20 protein-coding genes and 1 other RNA gene are annotated in these 19157 nt (G+C 38.3%); all 21 read left to right on the forward strand.

Features of this window, described 5'->3' with window-relative positions:
- Positions 1–5: 5 nt before the first annotated feature.
- The 21 genes from ispG (at position 6) to ssrS (ending at position 19137) form a co-directional block, all read left to right on the forward strand.
- Entirely contained in the window at positions 6–1070 is a 1065-nt protein-coding gene (ispG, locus tag EK17_RS07425) for a flavodoxin-dependent (E)-4-hydroxy-3-methylbut-2-enyl-diphosphate synthase (RefSeq protein ID WP_035589357.1), read from the forward strand.
- Positions 1054–2670: a tetratricopeptide repeat protein gene (locus EK17_RS07430; protein ID WP_035589228.1), complete on the forward strand. Its 1617-nt coding sequence runs from the start codon at positions 1054–1056 to the stop codon at positions 2668–2670. The genes ispG and EK17_RS07430 overlap by 17 nt, the downstream gene beginning before the upstream one ends.
- Entirely contained in the window at positions 2667–3302 is a 636-nt protein-coding gene (locus EK17_RS09115) for a lytic transglycosylase domain-containing protein (protein ID WP_084675119.1), read from the forward strand. Before EK17_RS07430 ends, EK17_RS09115 begins: the two co-directional genes overlap by 4 nt.
- A complete protein-coding gene (gene pgsA / locus EK17_RS07440) occupies positions 3296–3814 on the forward strand; it encodes a CDP-diacylglycerol--glycerol-3-phosphate 3-phosphatidyltransferase (RefSeq protein ID WP_035589231.1) in 519 nt (172 codons plus the stop codon). The genes EK17_RS09115 and pgsA overlap by 7 nt, the downstream gene beginning before the upstream one ends.
- Positions 3801–4652: a 4-hydroxybenzoate octaprenyltransferase gene (locus EK17_RS07445; RefSeq protein WP_035589233.1), complete on the forward strand. Its 852-nt coding sequence runs from the start codon at positions 3801–3803 to the stop codon at positions 4650–4652. The genes pgsA and EK17_RS07445 overlap by 14 nt, the downstream gene beginning before the upstream one ends.
- On the forward strand, positions 4645–5205 hold the full coding sequence (locus EK17_RS07450; protein WP_035589236.1) for a PilZ domain-containing protein: 561 nt from the start codon (positions 4645–4647) through the stop codon (positions 5203–5205). The genes EK17_RS07445 and EK17_RS07450 overlap by 8 nt, the downstream gene beginning before the upstream one ends.
- Positions 5198–5602, forward strand: coding sequence for a DUF6115 domain-containing protein (locus EK17_RS07455; RefSeq protein WP_156957535.1), 405 nt, complete (start codon positions 5198–5200; stop codon positions 5600–5602). The genes EK17_RS07450 and EK17_RS07455 overlap by 8 nt, the downstream gene beginning before the upstream one ends.
- Positions 5603–5941 (forward strand): P-II family nitrogen regulator, encoded by a 339-nt coding sequence (locus EK17_RS07460; RefSeq protein WP_035589240.1) that lies wholly within the window; start codon positions 5603–5605, stop codon positions 5939–5941.
- On the forward strand, positions 5941–8469 hold the full coding sequence (locus EK17_RS07465) for a bifunctional uridylyltransferase/uridylyl-removing protein GlnD (RefSeq protein WP_035589242.1): 2529 nt from the start codon (positions 5941–5943) through the stop codon (positions 8467–8469). The genes EK17_RS07460 and EK17_RS07465 overlap by 1 nt, the downstream gene beginning before the upstream one ends.
- Positions 8466–9149 (forward strand): flagellar brake protein, encoded by a 684-nt coding sequence (locus EK17_RS09290; protein ID WP_035589244.1) that lies wholly within the window; start codon positions 8466–8468, stop codon positions 9147–9149. Before EK17_RS07465 ends, EK17_RS09290 begins: the two co-directional genes overlap by 4 nt.
- On the forward strand, positions 9150–10085 hold the full coding sequence (gene rfaE1, locus EK17_RS07475; RefSeq protein ID WP_035589248.1) for a D-glycero-beta-D-manno-heptose-7-phosphate kinase: 936 nt from the start codon (positions 9150–9152) through the stop codon (positions 10083–10085).
- The gene (kdsB, locus tag EK17_RS07480; protein ID WP_035589250.1) at positions 10082–10801 is read left to right on the forward strand and encodes a 3-deoxy-manno-octulosonate cytidylyltransferase; all 720 of its coding nucleotides are present in this window, start codon (positions 10082–10084) and stop codon (positions 10799–10801) included. Before rfaE1 ends, kdsB begins: the two co-directional genes overlap by 4 nt.
- The gene (gene coaBC, locus EK17_RS07485; RefSeq protein ID WP_035589252.1) at positions 10785–11993 is read left to right on the forward strand and encodes a bifunctional phosphopantothenoylcysteine decarboxylase/phosphopantothenate--cysteine ligase CoaBC; all 1209 of its coding nucleotides are present in this window, start codon (positions 10785–10787) and stop codon (positions 11991–11993) included. Before kdsB ends, coaBC begins: the two co-directional genes overlap by 17 nt.
- Positions 11990–13282: a histidinol dehydrogenase gene (gene hisD, locus EK17_RS07490; protein WP_035589256.1), complete on the forward strand. Its 1293-nt coding sequence runs from the start codon at positions 11990–11992 to the stop codon at positions 13280–13282. The genes coaBC and hisD overlap by 4 nt, the downstream gene beginning before the upstream one ends.
- The gene (locus EK17_RS07495) at positions 13248–13715 is read left to right on the forward strand and encodes an N-acetyltransferase (protein WP_035589259.1); all 468 of its coding nucleotides are present in this window, start codon (positions 13248–13250) and stop codon (positions 13713–13715) included. The genes hisD and EK17_RS07495 overlap by 35 nt, the downstream gene beginning before the upstream one ends.
- A 118-nt stretch (positions 13716–13833) precedes the next feature.
- Positions 13834–15339, forward strand: a complete 1506-nt coding sequence (locus EK17_RS07500) for a glutamate synthase-related protein (RefSeq protein WP_035589262.1) — start codon at positions 13834–13836, stop codon at positions 15337–15339.
- Between the two features lie 12 nt (positions 15340–15351).
- Entirely contained in the window at positions 15352–15792 is a 441-nt protein-coding gene (locus tag EK17_RS07505; RefSeq protein WP_035589264.1) for a 4Fe-4S dicluster domain-containing protein, read from the forward strand.
- Positions 15793–15802: 10 nt separating this feature from the next.
- Positions 15803–17062 carry an NAD(P)/FAD-dependent oxidoreductase gene (locus EK17_RS07510; protein WP_035589266.1) on the forward strand — a complete coding sequence of 420 codons (1260 nt, stop codon included), beginning with the start codon at positions 15803–15805 and terminating at the stop codon, positions 17060–17062.
- Positions 17063–17074: 12 nt separating this feature from the next.
- The gene (locus tag EK17_RS07515; RefSeq protein ID WP_035589269.1) at positions 17075–18202 is read left to right on the forward strand and encodes a class II glutamine amidotransferase; all 1128 of its coding nucleotides are present in this window, start codon (positions 17075–17077) and stop codon (positions 18200–18202) included.
- The gene (locus tag EK17_RS07520) at positions 18195–18941 is read left to right on the forward strand and encodes a GltB/FmdC/FwdC-like GXGXG domain-containing protein (RefSeq protein WP_035589272.1); all 747 of its coding nucleotides are present in this window, start codon (positions 18195–18197) and stop codon (positions 18939–18941) included. The genes EK17_RS07515 and EK17_RS07520 overlap by 8 nt, the downstream gene beginning before the upstream one ends.
- A 6-nt stretch (positions 18942–18947) precedes the next feature.
- Positions 18948–19137: non-coding RNA, 6S RNA (gene ssrS, locus EK17_RS09295), on the forward strand.
- Positions 19138–19157 lie beyond the last annotated feature (20 nt).

Genomic DNA, 19157 nt, shown 5'->3' on the forward strand with positions numbered 1-19157 from the left:
GCTGGATAAAAAGAAGAAAAACACGGCAGATAAATGTTGGTGGAGTAAAAATAGGTGGAGATGCCGATATTGTTGTCCAGTCGATGACAAATACAGACACCCGTGATATTTCTGCCACTCTTGATCAAATCAATAGGCTTTATGCAAAGGGTTGTGAGGTTGTAAGATGCGCTGTTGTAGATGAAAATGCAGCCAAAGCTTTGAGGCAGATCAAACAAAAAAGCCCTATTCCCGTTATTGCAGATATACATTTTAACTATAAGCTTGCACTAAAGTCTATAGAAAGCGGCGTGGATTGCGTTAGAATCAATCCGGGCAACATCGGTGACTTTGGAAAGGTTAAAGAGATTTTAAGGGCAGCAAAGGAAAGAAATATGCCTTTAAGAATTGGTGTAAATAGTGGGTCGCTTGAGAAAAGGCTGCTTGATAAATACGGTTATCCTTCTTTTGAGGCATTGGTTGAAAGTGCTTTGGGCTGGATAAAAAGAATTGAGGATTACGGGTTTTTAGATATGAAAATTTCGATTAAATCATCAGATCCTAAAACAACGATACTGTCAAATGAATTGCTTTCTGAAAAGGTTGACTATCCGCTTCATTTGGGTGTAACTGAGGCTGGCAGCGGCATGGAGGGGACTGTTAAGTCTGCAACTGCTTTAGCTGTTTTGCTAAGGGAAGGAATAGGTGATACAATAAGGATATCATTGAGTGAGCCGCCAGAGAATGAAATCGATGTGTGTTATGAGTTGCTGAATGCGTTGGGTTTAAGAAAAAAACGCTCCATAGATTTTGTTTCATGTCCAACATGCGGTAGAATCGAAATAGATCTGATTGCTCTAACAAAAGAGGTTAAAAGCAGATTGTCTCATATAAAAAAGCCCATAAGGGTTGCGATTATGGGCTGCGTGGTCAATGCGCTTGGAGAGGCAAAAGAGGCAGACCTTGCAATAGCAGGCGGCAGGCATTTTGGTTTGATTATAAAACAGGGAAAGATTGTTAAAAAGGTTAAAGAGGATAATCTTGTTGATGAATTTGTGAGTGTGGTTGAGGAGTATGCTGAAGAGATTTAGTATTGTTTTGATTTTTTTGTTTATTGCTCATACGGCATTTGCCTATTCGCCAGACGATGTCTATGTAAACTATCACTTTTTGAAGGGCTATTATGAGCTGTATAGGGGTGAATTTTCAAAGGGTGCAGATGAGCTTTATCTTGTATACCGATATGTAAAAAAACCATCGTTTTATGATGAGCTCAGTGATATTTTAATCTATTCAGGTAAGCTTAAAAAAGCTGAAAACCTACTTAAATACGCAATAAAACTGTTTCCCAAAAAAAGCGAGTTCTACTACAAGCTATTTGATCTATACACAATTGAAAATAAAAAAGAATCAGCTCGTCTTCTGATGAATAAAATCAAAAAACTCTTTAAAAACAATGCAGAAATTTTGAAAAAAGAGGCTTTAGAGGATCTAAGGCATGCAAGATATAAAGGTGCGTATAAAAAACTAAAAAAATATGTTTCCAAAATCAAAACCGATGCAGATGCATACTACTGGCTTGCAAAGATATGTCTTGAAGAAAATAAGACAGATGAGGCTGTGATTTATGGCTTTGATGCTTTAAGGCTTAAAAAAACACCGCAGACGATCATTCTTATGGCGCAGATCTATGAAAGAAGGGGTAAATATTTAGAGGCTGTAAAGTTTTATAAGCTTCTTAAGGAGAATTACCTTATAGATGTAGCCATTGCAAACGATTTATATATGGGTGGAAAACCAAAGGAAGCTATAGACTACTACATGAGGGCTTTTAAAAAAACAAACAGAATCGATTTTTTGGAGCATGTTGCATATATTTACTTAAGTTTAAAGGATTACAAAAAGATTTATCAATTAAAAAGAGATTATCCCGAGTATTTCAACAGCTCTGAAAAACTACTTGCCATTCTTGGTATGGCTTATGCGTTGGATAATAACTGCAATAAGGCTTATAAGGTTTTTTCAAAGGTAAATAAAACGGTAAAGTTTTATGGCGATGTTGTCTATGGAGAGTCTTACTGTTTTTTCAAAGAGGGCAGGTATGATGAGATAGAAAAGCTAAAAAAATATGCAAAGGATAAAAAAACATTTTTTATGCTTGCCGATTATTTGATTAAAGCAGGGAGATATAAAAAAGCCATTGCTGTTGTTGATGATTTTATAAACAAAAGCAAAAACAATAAAGATAAAGCAGAGGGCTATTTCTTTATTGCCGATATATATTTTGATAAGCTTAAAGATATAAATTCGTGTATAGAATATCTAAAAAAAGCGATAAAACTAAACCCCTCAAGCGCTGAAGCTTTGAATTATTTGGGTTATCTTTATATCGACAAAGATATAGATGTAAAAGGCGGTATGCAGCTTGTTATAAAGGCTTTAAAGATAAAACCCAACAATCCATATTACCTTGATAGCTTGGGCTGGGGGTATTTTAAATTAAAGGATTATAATAACGCTGTGAAGTATTTAAAAAAAGCTGTTGAGCTGTTTAAAAAAATGCCTTTTGATAGGGAGGCTGTTTTAGAGAGCCTGAGGCATTTAAAAGCAGTTTATGAGAAATTAAACAATAAAGAAGAAGTAGAGAAACTCAACAATTTAATAAAACGCTATTCTTCCAAAAATAAATGAGGTTTATCTGTGGTATTGTGGTAGCTATAGTTTTTGTAAGTGTTGCTGCAGAGGGTTTTAGTATTAAACAGGTGTTGAAAAACGGAGAAGTTGTTTATACCAATATGCCAGAGGGCATCGGTGGTCTGTTTTTTAGGAGGGCTTATAAATACTCACATATCTCAAAAGCCCGAATTCAAAAATTAATTGAAACAATCGCCAGACGATACGGTGTAAATCCTGAGTTGGTTGATGCTATTGCAAGGGTTGAGTCTAACTACGATATCAATGCCGTATCAGATGCAAATGCTAAAGGGGTTATGCAGCTTATGAAACAAACGGCGCGCTACTACGGCGTTGAAGACCCTTTTGATGCTAAACAGAATATAGAAGGCGGCGTGAGGTTTTTAAAACATTTGATAGATAAATATCACGATATCAGGCTTGTTGCTGCAGCATACAATGCAGGTGAAACAGCGGTGGATAGATACGGTGGGATTCCTCCTTTTAAAGAGACGAGGCGTTATGTAGTCAAGGTGCTTAGGGTTTTAGGCCATAGCAACAAAAAACTTGCCCTGAAAAATATTACCTATAAAGCACGACCTGTTATTGAAAAAAACGGCGTGTTTACCAATATTGGTGGCTTATGGTAAAACATATACCAAACTTATTGTCTGCCTTTAGAATCCTGGTTTTAATAGCTATAATTCTTTGCCTTGATGAGGGTTTAAATATATACGGTTTTGTTCTGTTTTTGTTTGGAATTGCAAGCGATGTGCTGGATGGCTATCTTGCAAGAAAGCATAAAACCGTTACAAAGATCGGTATAATATTAGACCCGCTTGCCGATAAGATCCTTGTAATAGGCATTCTGATAGCTTTAATAAAGATTATGGATATTCCATACTGGATGGTTATTGTTATTGTTTTCAGGGAGTGCGCCGTTACAGGTTTGAGGGTTGTGGCAGCAAGTGAGAATATTGTAATATCGGCAAATATCTGGGGTAAGCTGAAAACAACATCGCAGTTTGTTGCCTTGAGTGTTTTGATTTTAGGATATAGACAGATAGGTATTTATCTGTTGTTTATTGCTGTAATCTTAACCCTGATTTCTGGCTATATCTATTTTTATAACTATTTTAAGGATAACGATGTCTTCGCTTAAAAAATTTTTGAATATGATAAAGGTGGAACATAGTATATTTGCCCTGCCGTTTGCCTATGTGGGCATGATACTGGGCCTAAAGGGTAGTTTTTCGTGGAGAGTATTTTTGCTTATCACTGTTGCGATGGTTTCTGCCCGATCTGCAGCTATGGCTTTAAATAGAATTATCGATTTAAAATACGATGCATTAAATGAAAGAACAAAAAACAGAGAGCTACCAGCTGGCAAGATAAAACTCAGAGATGCCTATTTTTTTAGCTTTTTATCTATTGTGATTTTTGAGCTATCAACATATTTTATTAATGATCTGGCTTTTAAGTTATCGCCGATTGCCCTGTTTTTTGTTATTACCTACTCCTACACCAAAAGGTTTACATCCTTGTGTCATCTATATTTAGGCGCAACAGATGCTATAGCTCCACTTGGGGGTTATGTGGCAGCATCAAACAGCATAAACGGACCAATATGGTATATTGCCCTGTTTGTTATGCTTTGGATAGCTGGTTTTGATATTTTGTATGCCCTGCAGGATAGGGAGTTTGATAAAGAGCATGGTTTGCATTCAATCCCTGTTAGTTTTGGCATAAAGGGTGCGCTGTGGATTGCAAGGGTCTTTCATATTATAGGTTTTGGTTTTTTACTGTTTGCCATAAAGCTGTTTAATCTTTCAGTTTTTGCCTATGCTGGAGCCTTGATTGTGGCGTTTTTGCTTGTTGTTGAGCATAAGCTTGTTGACCCCAACGACCCAAAACGGATTAATCTTGCTTTTTTTAATATCAACAGCTATATTAGCATTGTATTATTCTTTACTTTTCTGTTAGGAAAGTTTTATGGATGACAAAAGGCATGATAGAAGAATAAAAAACAGGGTTGATGTTTACTATAAAAGGCTTGATAACGGTCAGGTTGATGAGGCAAAGGATGAGATTTATACAACCGTAGAGCCGGATGATTCCTTTAGTTTTTTTATGTCTTTAAAAAAGCTGGATTCAAGCTTTGGCGATTTGAATAAAGCGTTTGTTTTGATGATGAAGCAGATGGATTCAAAGCTCAACTATTTGATTAAGCTTTTAAGGGATAACGGCAGAATAGATGAGTTTGAGGGATTTGAAAAAAGCTACAGCTGCGATTTATCATCAAAAGGCTTATCGTTTGTGGCAGAAGGCTTAAAAGAGGGTGATGCTGTTTATCTAAAGATCTTTTTGCCTATTGCTATGCATCACTGTATAAAGGCTGTTGGAAGAGTGGTAAGAGAGACATCTATTAACTCAAAATCCTGCTACGGTATTGAGTTTGAAGATATAAGCTACGAAAACAAAGAACTCATTATCCACTATATGATTTTTGTTGAAAGAAAGATAGCAAAAAACAAGCTCGAGCATGATGGATAATTTTTGGCTTTTTCAGATTATGTTTGATATAGGCGTTGTGGGTTATATTTTGTTTAGCAGATATATAGAAAAGAAAGAAAAAGAAAGCCTCTTAAGGCTTGTGGAGAGCTTGAGGAATCTTGTAGAAAAACAGAAAAAACTTATAGAGATAGCCAATGTAAGAATCAGTGAGCATCAGGAGAGACTGGGCAGGATCTTCGATGATATTCAGAAGAAAAACACACTTTTGACACAACTTTTGAGCACGATAAATGCTAAAACGCTTGGCAAAGATGTAAAAGAGCAGATTATCATGCTTTCAAGAAGCGGCAAATCAACAGATGAGATAGCAAAGCAGCTTAAGATGAACAAGGGTGAGGTTGAGTTGATTATAAAGCTTTATGAGGAGGATACTTAGATGAAAAAGGTTGAAGCTATTATCAAACCATTTAAGCTTGATGCTGTAAAAGAAGGGCTTACAGAGATTGGTATAAAGGGTCTGACGGTTTCTGAGGTAAAAGGATATGGAAGACAGAAAGGACATACAGAGATATACAGGGGTGCAGAGTATGTTGTGGATTTTTTGCCAAAGGTTAAGGTAGAAGTTGTTGTGGATGATGATATGGTAGATGCTGTGGTTGAAAAGATTATAGAAACTGCCAAAACGGGAAAGATTGGTGATGGAAAGATATTTATCATACCTATTGAGGATGCGATTAGAATCAGAACATCAGAAAGAGGCCCATCTGCCGTTTGATGGATGAGTTTAGAGAAAAAAAACTTGAAGAAAAGCAGATTCTCTTTGAGAAATTCAAACAATACAACACCAAAAGAAGGTGGGTCAGATATGTTGTAAAACAGCATACAAAATGGGTTGATGTTACTTTAGCTGAATTCTTCAGGTATATTGACCATCGTAATGATTTAGCTGTTGTTGGCGTAGGAGGATACGGCAGAAGACAGCTGAATCCCCACTCCGATATCGATATACTTATTGTTTGTAAAAATCCTGCCTCAGTAGAAGGTATTCCGAGTAAACTCTCCGACCTATTTTTCTATTTAGGGTATGATTGTTCTGTTAGTGTTAGAACGCCAGCTGAGTGTTTTGTAGATGCACAAAAGGATTTAACAATCAAAACAGCCCTTCTTGATGCGCGTTTCATATATGGCAGCAGGGATATTTTTGATGAGTTTGGTAAAGTTTATAAAAAAATATTGGAGTACAAAAAGGATGAATTTATAGAGGCTCATCTTGAATACCTTAAAAATAGGCATAAAAAGTATGGCTCAACTGTATTTATGCTTGAGCCCAATGTTAAAGAAGGCGTTGGGGGTTTAAGGGATTACCATACGCTTCTGTGGATTTCGAAGGTGTTGTTTAATTCAAAAAACATCATTGATTTAAAAAGGAAAGGAAAAATAATCGAGGAGGATTATTCTCGCTTCAGGGATGCGCTGTATTTTTTATGGCAGCTAAGAAACGCCCTGCATTTTGCCTCAAACAGAAAAAACGATATTCTTTTTCTTGATATGAGGGAAAAAATTGCCACTCAGCTTGACTTTTCAGAAGAAGGGCGGTTTTCAAAGGTTGAGCGACTGATGCGCAAGTTTTATTACAGTGCAGGAAATATTCAACATATCGTTTCGTTTTATCTTGAACTATTTCTAAATAACAATAAAACCAGAAGCACAGATCTATTTTTTATATCTGATAGGATGTCAATCAATGATAAACTTGAATGCAGGGATATTAAAGATTTTGATGAGTTGCTTTTTTGTTTTTACTATGCAGCTGTATATCAAAAACCCCTTGATACAACCATTAAACAGATAAGTAAAAAGATTTTTGCCGAAATTCCAGCCAAAAGATCGTCAACAACCTCAGCTTTGATTTTCAGGGAAATTCTGTCTGTAAATAAGCCCGTTAGCTGGATTGTAAGGGATATGCATGGAGTTAGCCTGCTTGATAGATATATACCTGAATTTGGAAATATATACTGCTTAACAGAGGATAGCCTTTACCACAAATACACCGTGGATGAACACTCCATTAAATCTATTGAAGAGATAGAAAAACTTTATGATTATGATACTCCAAAGACATTTATTACCCGTCTTGCCCATATCTTTAAAAGCTTAAAACCCCATCAGAGGTTTATCTTAAGACTTACTTTACTGCTTCATGATATTGGAAAGATTAAGAAACAGAAACATGAAATTGTGGGGGCAGAGCTTTCAAAGGATATAGCAAAAAGGCTTAAACTCGGAAAAGATCTCTCAGAGATGCTTTATTTTTTGATTAAGCATCATCTTTTTATCAGCAGGCTCATTTCAACGCGTGATATCGATGATGAAAAAACAATAGAGGAGTTTTTGAAGGTTGTTGATAATAAGGAAAAACTTAATCTTCTTATGCTTTTAACCTATGCTGATATGAAGGCGGTTAACGATAATGTGTGGACTTCATGGAAGGAGGATTTGATAGAGGCACTTTATTTAAAGGCAACATTTAGCTTTGAAAATAGAAGCTATGATGAGTATTTGCATCAATATGCTGAGGATTCAAAAAGAAAAATAAGGGGTATATTGGGTGAAAATTACAATGATTTGATAGATGTTTTTCCCGATTCCATCTTTAAGGATATCGATTCAGATAGCATGGCTGAATATATAAAAACGATCAAAGATACAAAAAGACATGTGTTTGTGTATAAAAAGGATGGTATCTCAAAGATTGTTGTTTATTATAAGAATGTTTTTGGCTTTTTTAATAAAATCAGTGGTGTTCTTGCCTGTTTTGATATAAATATCGTAACGGCAAAATCCTACAATCTGTCCAATGGGTATATTTTGGATATATTCAGTGTTCAGTTGCCTGACGATAAGCCTATAAGTGATTTTGAGGTTGAAGATATGCTATATCAGGCAAAAGAAGGCAAATTTGACCTTGATAGATGCATGGATAATAAAAACAATAGATATTTAAGCAGGCTTGAGAGGGCAAAGCTTGAGATATCTGTAACCAATGTTGATGTTTTGATAGACAACGATGCAAGCGACATCTATACCGTTATAAGAATATATGCCCCTGATAAGGTCGGATTGGTTTATTTTATAACCAAGGTTTTTGTGGATCTAAAACTGCAGGTTGGTATGTTTATTTTAGATACGCGCGGCAGCATGGCTGTGGATACATTTTATGTAGTTGACGAAAATTTTAGAAAGATATATGCTTCAAAATTGATAGACCTTATTAAGGGCAAGCTTTATGAGGTGTTGATTTGAGAAGAGAGCCTATCAGGGTCAGCGATATAGAAAAATATATCCCGATTGGACAGAAGGTTATGGTTTATGTTGAACAGGGCAATTTTAAAGGCACTTATTCCAGCTTTATATACGATATCGACGATAGATATATACATATCTCAATGCCAACAAATGAGAAGGGCTTGAAGGCTGTTGTAAGGGAAGGCGAAACTGTGGAGGTTAGTTTTGTCGATAGAAAGGGTTATAGAATCGGATTTTCTGCAAGATTAGGAGAAATCGAAAAGAAGGGCAATCAGGTTATATACAAGCTTTTAAAGCCAGAGAAACTCTTTAGGGTTGAGTTGAGAGAAAATTTCAGAGTGCCTGTGATGATAGAGACAGAATTTTATATATTCAAAGGTGGTAAGATAGTAAAATCTACAGGCACGATTTTAGATATCAGTGCTGGTGGTGCTAAACTCTCCTGTGATGATAAATTAGAAGTCAGGGATAAACTGGTGTTGAATTTTGAGCTTGGTGGTGAGATGCTTGAGGATATAGAGGCTGAAGTAGTGAGAAAGGCTATAACAGGCGAAGAGGGCATAAACCACTACGGCTTGATGTTTACCGATTTGACAAAAGAGCAGGAGGATAAGATTATAAAGTTCTGTTTATCAAAACAACTTGAACTTGCAAGAAAGATGAGGGGTCTTGAATAGATGGATGTAGATAAACTTAAACAGGCAAAGGTTGCAGTTGTTGGTGATCTGATCTGTGATAAGTATGTAATGGGAAGCGTGGAGCGGATTTCACCTGAGGCGCCTGTACCTGTTGTTAGGGTAACAAAGGAGGAGTATTTTCCAGGTGGTGCATCCAATGTAGCTATGAACCTAAAGAGTCTTGGCTGCGAGGTACATCTATTTGGTGTTGTGGGTAACGATAGCTGCGGAAAAAGACTGCTAAACATGATAAAAAAAAGAGGCGTTGATATTGAGAATATTTTTGTTGTTGATGATAGGCCAACAACCCTAAAAACCCGCATTATAGCACAATCCCAACAGATTGTAAGGTTCGATAGGGAGAAGATCCTTCAGCTTGATAAAAAATATGCCACAAAGATGGCAAAAGGCATAGAAGAAAGCGGCGTAAATACCGTTATAGTTTCTGATTACGGAAAAGGTGTTGTGAGCGATTATCTCATATCGTTGCTTGTTGATATGGGTTTATTTGTCTGCGTTGATCCCAAGGTTGTCAACGCCTATGCGTATAAAAATGTGGATATTATTACACCCAATTTAAAAGAGGCAGGCCAGATTAGTGGTATTGAGATAGAATCGTTTAAAAACGGTCTTGAGCTTGCAGCCAAGAAGATCATAAAAACCACAAACTGCAGATACCTGTTGATAACCCAGGGCGAAAAGGGTATGAGTTTATTTGATAAAGACGGTTTAATTGTTTATCAACCATCATTTGCAAGGGATGTTTATGATGTAACAGGAGCCGGTGATACTGTTATAGCCACTGTTGCTGCTGCGATCTCAAGCGGTTTTAATATAAAAGATGCAGTTTATCTATCAAACGTTGCAGCAGGGATTGTTGTTGGAAAGATCGGAACGGCCGTTGTTAGCCTTGAGGAGATAAAAAGATACCTATGAAAACAGCAGTCTTGATTCCTGCAAGATTTGCATCAGAACGATTTAAGGGAAAGGTGCTTGTAGATATCAAGCAAAAACCGATGGTTGAATGGGTTTATGAAGCAGCGGCTGCTTCTTGTGCTGATTTTGTTGCGGTTTTGACAGATGATAAGAGGGTTTATGATGCTGTTAAAATGTTTGGAGGAGAGGTTTTTTTGGTTGATGGTGATTTTAACAGCGGAAGCGATAGGGTAGCTTACTTTGTAAAGGATAAAGATTTTGATATTGTTGTAAATTTACAGGCTGATGAGCCTTTGATAGATGGCAAAACAATCGATCTTTTGATTGATTGTTTAAAAAAAAGCAGTGCTGATATAGCCACGCTTGTTGGGTTGTGCAGCACAGATGAGGTGGATGATAGGGATGTTGTTAAAGTTGTGGTGGATAAGAATGGTTTTGCTCTCTATTTTTCCCGTCTGCCCATACCATACAACCGCAAGCCTTTTGAAAGCTATTTAAAGCATATCGGTATTTATGCATATAAAAGGGATGTTTTAATTAAGCTTTCTTCAATGGAGGTTGATGAGATTGAAAAAGCAGAAGGGCTTGAGCAGTTAAGGGCTTTAAGAAACGGGTTTAAGATAAAAACATGTTTTACAGACAAGTTTTTAATTGGCGTTGATACAAAGAAAGATTTAGAGAGGCTTTTGGAGTATTTAGATGGTAAAGAAGGCTAATGTATTAATTGGTGTAACGGCAAGTATAGCCATTTATAAGGCTTTAGAGGTGATAAGTATTTTAAAAAAAAGGGGCTTTTCTGTCAGGGTTGTGTTGAGCAGGGAGGCTAAAGAGTTTATATCACCTGTTGTGTTTGAGGCTATTACCAATCAGAAGGTTTATAGCGATGTGTTAGAAGAGATCGATTTTGAAAAAACCAATATCACGCATGTTGCCTTGGCTGAGTGGGCGGATGTATTTGCAGTTGTGCCTGCTACGGCAAATATAATTTCAAAACTGGCCTGTGGTATAGCAGATGATCCTGTAAGTCTTATAGGTCTTGCAACCAAGGCGACTAAAATTATAGCACCTGCAATGAACTCATCGATGTATTTAAATCCAATTATTCAGGAGAATATTGCAAAACTCAAAGGGCATGGTTTTGTGTTTGTTGGACCGAAAGAGGGTATGCTTGCATGCAATACTGAAGGAATTGGACATATTGCAGATTGTGAGGATATTGCTGATGCTATTGAGTCTGCCCTCTATTTAAAACAGCTTGCAGGTAGGCATGTAATTGTTACAGCGGGTCCCACCATTGAGCCTGTCGACCCTGTGAGGTATCTGACAAACCATTCAAGCGGAAAGATGGGTTTTGCACTTGCAAAAATCGCCTACTTCATGGGTGCTGATGTGCATTTAATAAGCGGTCCTGTTTGTCTGAAAACGCCTTTTGGTGTAAAGAGGATCGATGTTTCAACAACCCAAGAGATGCTTGATGCTATAAAAACCACAATTGATGGTCTGGATGGTGAGATTATTTTGGTAATGGCAGCTGCCATTGCAGATTTTAAACCTGCTAACTATGCTCAAACCAAGATAAAACGCAGCGATAGAGAAAAAATACAAATAGAGCTTACCTCAAATCCCGATGTAACAGCTTCAGTTAGAGATTATGCATTTGAAAAATCGAAACATTTAAGGATTGTTGGATTTGCAGCAGAGACAGATAATATAATAGAAAATGCAAAACAAAAGATAGCAAAAAAGGGGCTTGAGTTTATCGTGGCAAACGATGTCAAAAGGGATGATATAGCATTTGGCAGTGATTTTAACGAGGCGATGATTATCTATCCCGATGGCAGAAGTGAGCTTTTAAAGAAAGATAAAAAAGAAGTGATTGCGTTTGAAATATTGAGGAGAGTTGTATGATAGAAATTAAAAATGAAAGTGATTTAAAAATTATAGAAAATGCCATAAAGAATCGCCAGCAGGGCTTTGATAGATATTTAAAAGATGTTTTGACGATTGTGAATGATGTGAAAGAAATGGGCGATGAGGCTTTATGCAAATATACAAGCAGATTTGATAATTTTGAAGCAACAAAAGATAACATAAAGGTTAAGGAAGAAGAAATCGAGACTGCTTCAAAAGAGATCTCTAATGAGGATAAAGAGATTATAAACTGTGCAAAAGAAAGAATAGAGCGATTTCATAAAGCTTTTTTGCCAAAAAGCTGCTTTATAGAAGAAGATGGTGCGATTTTAGGCAATAGAATCACGCCTGTAAAAAAATGCGGTTTATACATTCCAGGTGGCAAGGCGGCGTATCCTTCAACGGCACTGATGACAATTATTCCTGCAGTTGTAGCAGGCGTTGAGGATATACAGATTGCCACACCTTCCCCATCCGGTATTCCAAATCCTTATGTTTTATACATAGCAAGCCTTTTTGGTATTAAGGACATCTATAAAATAGGTGGAGCGCAGGCTATAGCTGCATTTGCATACTCAACCCAGACCGTTAGAAAGGTTGATGTTATAGCTGGACCTGGCAATATCTATGTTGCTTTGGCAAAGAGGCTTGTTTTTGGTGATGTAGGTATCGATTCAGTTGCAGGACCTTCTGAGATTATGGTTGTTGCAGACAGCAGTGCTCATATTGAGTATGTTGCAAAAGACCTGCTCAGTCAGGCTGAGCATGATGAGCTTGCAGGCTGTTTTTTTGTGGGTTTTGATAAAGTATTAACTGAAGCAGTTGAGAAGAGGTTTTTTGAGCTTGCAAAAAACAATCCGCGTAGCTCAATCACCAATAAGTCAGCCAAAAATGCCCTGTTTGTTTGTGTAGATTCTGTTGAGCTTGCCTCAAGAGTCGTGGATATTGTTGCACCAGAGCATCTTCAGCTTCATTTAGCCAGCCCCTATGAATTTATGAACAGAATAAACAATGCCGGTGCTATTTTTATAGGTGAATTTACACCAGAGCCTATCGGTGATTATGTTGCAGGTCCAAATCACACTCTGCCCACCTCATCAACAGCTCGTTTCTTTTCACCCCTTTCTGCAGAAACATTTTTGAAAAAAACCTCAATTATTCACTTTTCTTATGAGGGCTTTAAAAAAGTAGCAGAGTGCGCCTCAAAGTTTGCAGCTTTAGAGGGTCTTTTTGCCCATAAGGATGCTATAGATGAAAGAATTAGAAGTATTAAAACCAACGCTTGATGATGTTGATGATATATATAGTCTTGTAGATTTTTATGCTAAAAAAGGTGACATACTGCCGCGTAGCAGGGAGAATATATCTGAACGGATAAGGGAATTTGTGTGTGTTAAGGATAATAATAGGGTTGTGGGTATTGCAAGTTTGAGAATATTTTATCCCAAGCTTGCAGAGATAAGAACAATTGCTGTAGATGAGCAATATCAAAACAGAAATTTGGGAAAAAGGTTGATTGAAGCATGTTTGAATGAAGCAAAAATCTTAAAGGTGAAGGATGTTTTTGCCCTCACATTTAGAGTTGAGTTTTTTTTAAAATTAGGTTTTGAGTTAATCGATAAAAAACTTCTACCCTCGAAAAAGATATGGGAGGATTGTATAAACTGTCCTTTGTTTCCCTCCTGCAAAGAAGAAGCCGTCATCTACCACATTTATTAAGTATTGTTAATTTTACTTTTCCACAGTTTAAAACAAAAATGTAGTATAATTGACAAAAAACTATCAATTTTATATCATAGCAATCCAAAGCTTTTTTAGGAGGAGAGAAGTGAAATGGATGAAAAATCTACGGGACTATATACCGCCCTCTTTTGTAGTTGTCAGGGATGATTATAGATGTATTCGATGTAAGGCTTGTGTTGAGCAGTGTTCATTTGATGCAACATTCTATGATGAAGATGAAGATAGGGTCTGGAACTGGAATGCAAACTGTGTAGGCTGCAACAGATGTGCAGCAATATGTCCAACAGAGGCTATAACCGTAAAAAGAGCAGATCCAACATATCGCTACAACCACAACTGGAGCGGGCATATAGATAGCTTAAAAAAGAGAGCTATGTTTGGTGGCACGCCTGTTGTTTCGATGGGGAACGATAGGCCTTATCCCATCTATTTTGACCATATTTTACTGAATGCTTCTCAGGTTACAAATCCATCGATCGATCCACTAAGGGAGCCTATGGAGTTAAAGACATTTCTTGGCAGAAAACCTTCGGCTTTGCATATAAGTGATGGCGCTCTAAAAACACAAATTACACCCCAGCTTGAGCTTGAAGTGCCAATAATGTTTGCTGCCATGAGTTATGGTGCTTTAAGTTATAATGTTATTGAGGCCTTGGGTAGGGCAGCCAAGGCTATGGGTACATACTACAACTCAGGAGAGGGTGGTTTAAACAAAGACCATTATAAATTCAAAGGTAATATTATTGTTCAGGTTGCAAGTGGGCGATTTGGTGTTCATAAGGATTACTTAGATGTGGGTAGTGCCATAGAGATTAAGATCGGGCAGGGAGCAAAGCCCGGTATTGGTGGTCATCTGCCGGGCGAGAAGGTTTCTGAAACGATCTCTGAAACCCGTATGATGCCGCAGGGTTCTGATGCTATTTCCCCTGCGCCACACCATGATGTTTACTCGATAGAGGATTTAAGACAGCTGATTTTTGCTTTAAAAGAGGCAACGGAGTACAAAAAACCTGTAGCCGTTAAAATAGCAGCCGTTCACAATGTTGCAGCCATAGCAAGTGGTATAGCAAGAGCTGGTGCAGATATTATTGTGCTTGATGGATTTAAGGGTGGCACAGGAGCATCCCCTCAGGTGATTAGAGATAATGTGGGTTTGCCTATAGAGATAGCGCTTGCTGTTGTCGATGAAAGATTGAGGCAGGAAGGTATCAGGCAGGATGTTTCGATTGTTGCAGGTGGCGGTATAAGAAACTCCATGGATGTGGTTAAAGCCATAGCTTTGGGTGCTGATGCTGTCTATATAGGAACAGCGGCTCTTGTTGCGATAGGTTGCACAATGTGCCAGCAATGCCATACAGGCAAATGCGCCTGGGGTATATCAACGCAGGATCCCCATCTTTCAAAGAGGGTGAATCCTGACATAGCAAGCAAAAGGCTCATCAATCTCTTAGAGGTGTGGGCTTTAGAAATAAAAGAAACATTGGGAGCGATGGGCATAAATTCAATTGAATCCCTGCGAGGCAATAGATTGAATCTTAGAGGTGTTGGATTAACAGAAAGGGAGCTTCAAATTCTTGGCATACTGCCAGCTGGAGAGTAAGGAGATTTATCGATGAAAGTCGTAAAAATAAAGGAAGATAACTGTGTATATTGTCATCTTTGTGAGGTTGCATGTATCGTTGAGCATTCTCAATCAAAAGATATAATCAAGGCTTTTAAGAGAGAAGAAAGACCGATTGCACGCTGTAGTGTTGAATTTAACTACCCTGTTTCGCTGTCTGTAATGTGTAGACATTGCGATGATGCCCCCTGTATAGAGGCCTGCCAGAACGGCTCCATGCATAGGGATGAAAGGGGTTATGTGGTTGTGAACCCCGATACCTGTGTGGGATGCTGGATGTGTATAATGGCCTGCCCCTACGGGGTAATAAAAAGGGATACACGCAGAGAGGTGTTTGGCTTATCAACAAAGTGTGATTTGTGTCCCGATAGGGAGATTCCTGCCTGCGTTGAGGCATGTCCAAACGAAGCATTAACCTATGAAGAACTGTAAGGGGAAAGAGATGAGAATCGTAATAGTGGGAAATTCGGTAGCCGCAATAAATGCCATAGAGGCTATTAGAGAAAAGGATAAGATTTCATCCATAACTGTTATATCGGATGAGAACTACAGAGCTTATTCCCATCCACTGCTACCCAATTTAGTTATTGGAGAGGTTTCAAGATCAGAGGAGCGATTTTACTACAGGCGACAGAAGTTTTATGAAGAATTTAAGGTAGAAACGATTCTGGGCAAAAGGGTTGTAAAGATTCTACCCAAACAAAAGGCTGTTAAACTTGATAATGCACAGAAGATAGAGTACGACAAACTGTTGCTTGCTGTTGGTGGCAATCCGGTTAAGCCACCGATAGACGGGCTTGAGCTTGAAGGTGTTCATACACTTACAAATATCAAAGCTGCAGATAAGCTTAGAAAAGATTTGAAGAATATTAATAGGGTTGTTGTGGTAGGAGCTGGCCTTATAGGCAGTAAAATAGCAGAGAAACTTGCCAAAAAAGGTAAAAAGGTTGTGCTTGTTGAGCTTGCAAGAAGGGTTTTGTTTCCTGTCCTGGATGATGAGGCAGCTAACTTGATCCATAAAGAACTTAAAAAATTAGGCGTTGAGCTTATTTTAAACGACTCTGTTGTTGCTGTTGATGGCGACAAAAGGGTTAAAAGCGTAAAACTAAAAAGTGGTAAAACCATAGATGCCGATGGATGTATTGTAGCCGTTGGTGTTGCACCCAATGCCCAGCTTGCAAAGGATGCAAACCTTGAGGTGAATAGGGGTGTGGTTGTAAACGACTTTATGCAAACAAGCAATGAGGATATCTTTGCAGCAGGAGATGTTGCCGAAGCCTATGACCTTGTTTTGGGTCAGAAAAGACCGATACCTATTTTGCCGCTTGCAGCTGCTCAGGGCAGGATAGCAGGATTGAACATGCTTTCTTTGGGTGTAAAGTATCGGGGTGGCTTTGCTTCGAATTCTATCTCGATTGGAGACGTAAGCTTTATCTCTATGGGTATAGTTGACTCAGATGAGCTTGAGGTATTGAAAATTAAAAAAGATGGAGAGTATAGAAAATTCTTAATAGATGAAGACAACAGACTAAAGGGTATGATTCTTGTTGGTAATATCGAAAAGGCGGGAATGTTTCACTGGATGATTAAAAATAGATTCGATGTTTCCTGGATTAAGGATACCTTTTTGAATAGCGATTTTGGATGGAAGTATTTTAATAAAGCCTTCAGGGTTCTAAGGCTGGATAGAAAAATAAAGTAGCGGGTGGTTGATATGGAACTTGTTAAGGATATATCGGGTTGTGGTATAGCGGGCTATATCAATACCGACGGAGAAAGGATCTCTGGTAAAGATATTGTTGATGCAATAACACTTATGAGGGATAGAGGAAACGGTCTTGGTGCAGGATTTGCAGCGTATGGAATCTATCCTGACTTTAAAGAGTTTTACGCTTTACACATAATGTATGATGATGAGATAGCAAGGAAAAACACAGAGGAGTATTTAGAGCGGAAGGTGCATATAGAGCAGCATGGAGGTATGCCCACAAGACCCATAAAAAAGAAAAGACCCATGTTTTTCGTATATTTTGTTCAGCCAAGGGAGCAGAGCACCAAAGCAGAGAGTGAGGAGTTCAGGCTTGAGGAGGCTGATGAGTTTATATTTAAGCTTGTAATGTTTATAAATGAAAATATAGATGGTGCCTTTGTTATCTCAAGTGGTAGAAATATGGGTGTGTTTAAAGGTGTAGGTTTTCCTGATGAGATAGCCAACTTTTTCAGGGTGGATGAATATAAGGCTTTCTGCTGGACTGCGCATAACAGGTTTCCAACCAATACGCCCGGCTGGTGGGGTGGAGCTCATCCGTTTTCACTGCTTGGCTTTAGCGTTGTGCATAACGGTGAGATTTCATCATACGGAGCTAATAAGCGATACCTTGAGATGTTTGGATATAAGTGTACTCAAAAAACCGATACAGAGGTTGTGGCATATCTATTGGATCTGCTTGTTAGAAAGCACAATCTACCGTTGAATATTGTTGCCAAGATCTTTGCACCGCCGCTGTGGAGTGAGATTGAATTGATGGATGAAGAAGAAAAAGAGCTCTACAAAACCTTAAGAATGGTTTATGGCGGTGCAATGCTCAACGGACCGTTTTCTATTATTGTGGGTTTTAAGGGTGGTATGTTTGGTTTAAACGATAGAATAAAATTAAGACCGCTTGTTGTGGCAAAAAAAGGCTCAAGTGTGTATATGGCTAGTGAGGAGTCAGCAATCAGGTTTGTTGCACGGGATCTTGATGAGATCTATATGCCAAAGGCTGGAGAGCCAGTGATAGCTATGTTAACGGATGAGGCCTACGAAAAGGTTTACGGCAGTAAGGAGAGGAGCTATGTATGAAATTGATGCAAAGGGTGTTTACTATAAAAATCTGAATGAAAAAATCAGGGAAGCAATCAAAAATCACCAAAAAGATATAGTGTTAAATGATGTTTGTGGTCAATATTATATAGGTTGCGGTCTTGATGATAAGGATGTGAAGATAACGATAAACGGTGTGCCGGGTAACGACCTTGGTGCATTTATGAACGGCCCAACGATTATTGTTAATGACGATGCTCAAGACGGTGTGGGCAATACGATGAACGGCGGAAGAATTGTTGTATACGGCAGCGCAGGTGATGTATTGGCATACAGCATGAGGGGTGGAAAGATCTTTGTTGAAAAGGATGTGGGCTACAGGGCATGCATACATATGAAAGCCTATAAGCAGATGAACCCCACTGTTGTAATCGGGGGTTGCTCTGGTGCGTTTATGGGTGAGTATATGGCAGGTGGCACTTTGATTTTGCTTGGATTGACAAAGAAAAAAAACAAACCAATATCTGGAGTTTATCTTGCCACGGGCATGCACGGTGGTAAAATATTTATAAGAGGCGGCGTTGATAAGCATCTTTTGTGGAGTGAAGCTGTTGTAGTTGAGCCAGACGAGAGTGAGATGAAAAAAATAGCTTCAGAGGTTAAAGAATTTTGCAATTTGTTTAAAATTGATTATAATATGATTATGGAAGAGGAGTTCGTAAAAGTTGTGCCAAAATCGACACGACCTTACGGACATCTCTATATTCCAGGGCCTTAAGCCAATAAGACCCTGGGGCATGCGTGATGGGCTTTTTTCCTTAGAGCCAACACCTAACAATGGGGGGCTGGCTTGGGGTGCATAGCAGGCATGCCTCCGCCTCAGTGGGAGGACACACTGCTTGCACACCCAGGGCTCCCACCTATCGTTGTTAGGTTCTAGGAAGAAGATCACACACGGTGTCCCCGGGGTTTTAATAAATAAATTTTGCCTCTG

It is taken from the genome of Hippea jasoniae (assembly GCF_000744435.1).
Taxonomy (GTDB): domain Bacteria; phylum Campylobacterota_A; class Desulfurellia; order Desulfurellales; family Hippeaceae; genus Hippea; species Hippea jasoniae.

Excerpts from the sequence above, each read along its gene's own strand:
- EK17_RS07430 (WP_035589228.1), top strand. The coding sequence starts at position 1,054 with ATGCTGAAGAGATTTAGTATTGTTTTGATTTTTTTGTTTATTGCTCAT.
- EK17_RS09115 (WP_084675119.1), top strand. The coding sequence starts at position 2,667 with ATGAGGTTTATCTGTGGTATTGTGGTAGCTATAGTTTTTGTAAGTGTT.
- pgsA (WP_035589231.1), top strand. The coding sequence starts at position 3,296 with ATGGTAAAACATATACCAAACTTATTGTCTGCCTTTAGAATCCTGGTT.
- EK17_RS07445 (WP_035589233.1), top strand. The coding sequence starts at position 3,801 with ATGTCTTCGCTTAAAAAATTTTTGAATATGATAAAGGTGGAACATAGT.
- EK17_RS07450 (WP_035589236.1), top strand. The coding sequence starts at position 4,645 with ATGGATGACAAAAGGCATGATAGAAGAATAAAAAACAGGGTTGATGTT.
- EK17_RS07455 (WP_156957535.1), top strand. The coding sequence starts at position 5,198 with ATGGATAATTTTTGGCTTTTTCAGATTATGTTTGATATAGGCGTTGTG.
- EK17_RS07460 (WP_035589240.1), top strand. The coding sequence starts at position 5,603 with ATGAAAAAGGTTGAAGCTATTATCAAACCATTTAAGCTTGATGCTGTA.
- EK17_RS07465 (WP_035589242.1), top strand. The coding sequence starts at position 5,941 with ATGGATGAGTTTAGAGAAAAAAAACTTGAAGAAAAGCAGATTCTCTTT.
- rfaE1 (WP_035589248.1), top strand. The coding sequence starts at position 9,150 with ATGGATGTAGATAAACTTAAACAGGCAAAGGTTGCAGTTGTTGGTGAT.
- kdsB (WP_035589250.1), top strand. The coding sequence starts at position 10,082 with ATGAAAACAGCAGTCTTGATTCCTGCAAGATTTGCATCAGAACGATTT.
- coaBC (WP_035589252.1), top strand. The coding sequence starts at position 10,785 with ATGGTAAAGAAGGCTAATGTATTAATTGGTGTAACGGCAAGTATAGCC.
- hisD (WP_035589256.1), top strand. The coding sequence starts at position 11,990 with ATGATAGAAATTAAAAATGAAAGTGATTTAAAAATTATAGAAAATGCC.
- EK17_RS07495 (WP_035589259.1), top strand. The coding sequence starts at position 13,248 with ATGAAAGAATTAGAAGTATTAAAACCAACGCTTGATGATGTTGATGAT.
- EK17_RS07500 (WP_035589262.1), top strand. The coding sequence starts at position 13,834 with ATGAAAAATCTACGGGACTATATACCGCCCTCTTTTGTAGTTGTCAGG.
- EK17_RS07505 (WP_035589264.1), top strand. The coding sequence starts at position 15,352 with ATGAAAGTCGTAAAAATAAAGGAAGATAACTGTGTATATTGTCATCTT.
- EK17_RS07510 (WP_035589266.1), top strand. The coding sequence starts at position 15,803 with ATGAGAATCGTAATAGTGGGAAATTCGGTAGCCGCAATAAATGCCATA.
- EK17_RS07515 (WP_035589269.1), top strand. The coding sequence starts at position 17,075 with ATGGAACTTGTTAAGGATATATCGGGTTGTGGTATAGCGGGCTATATC.
- EK17_RS07520 (WP_035589272.1), top strand. The coding sequence starts at position 18,195 with ATGTATGAAATTGATGCAAAGGGTGTTTACTATAAAAATCTGAATGAA.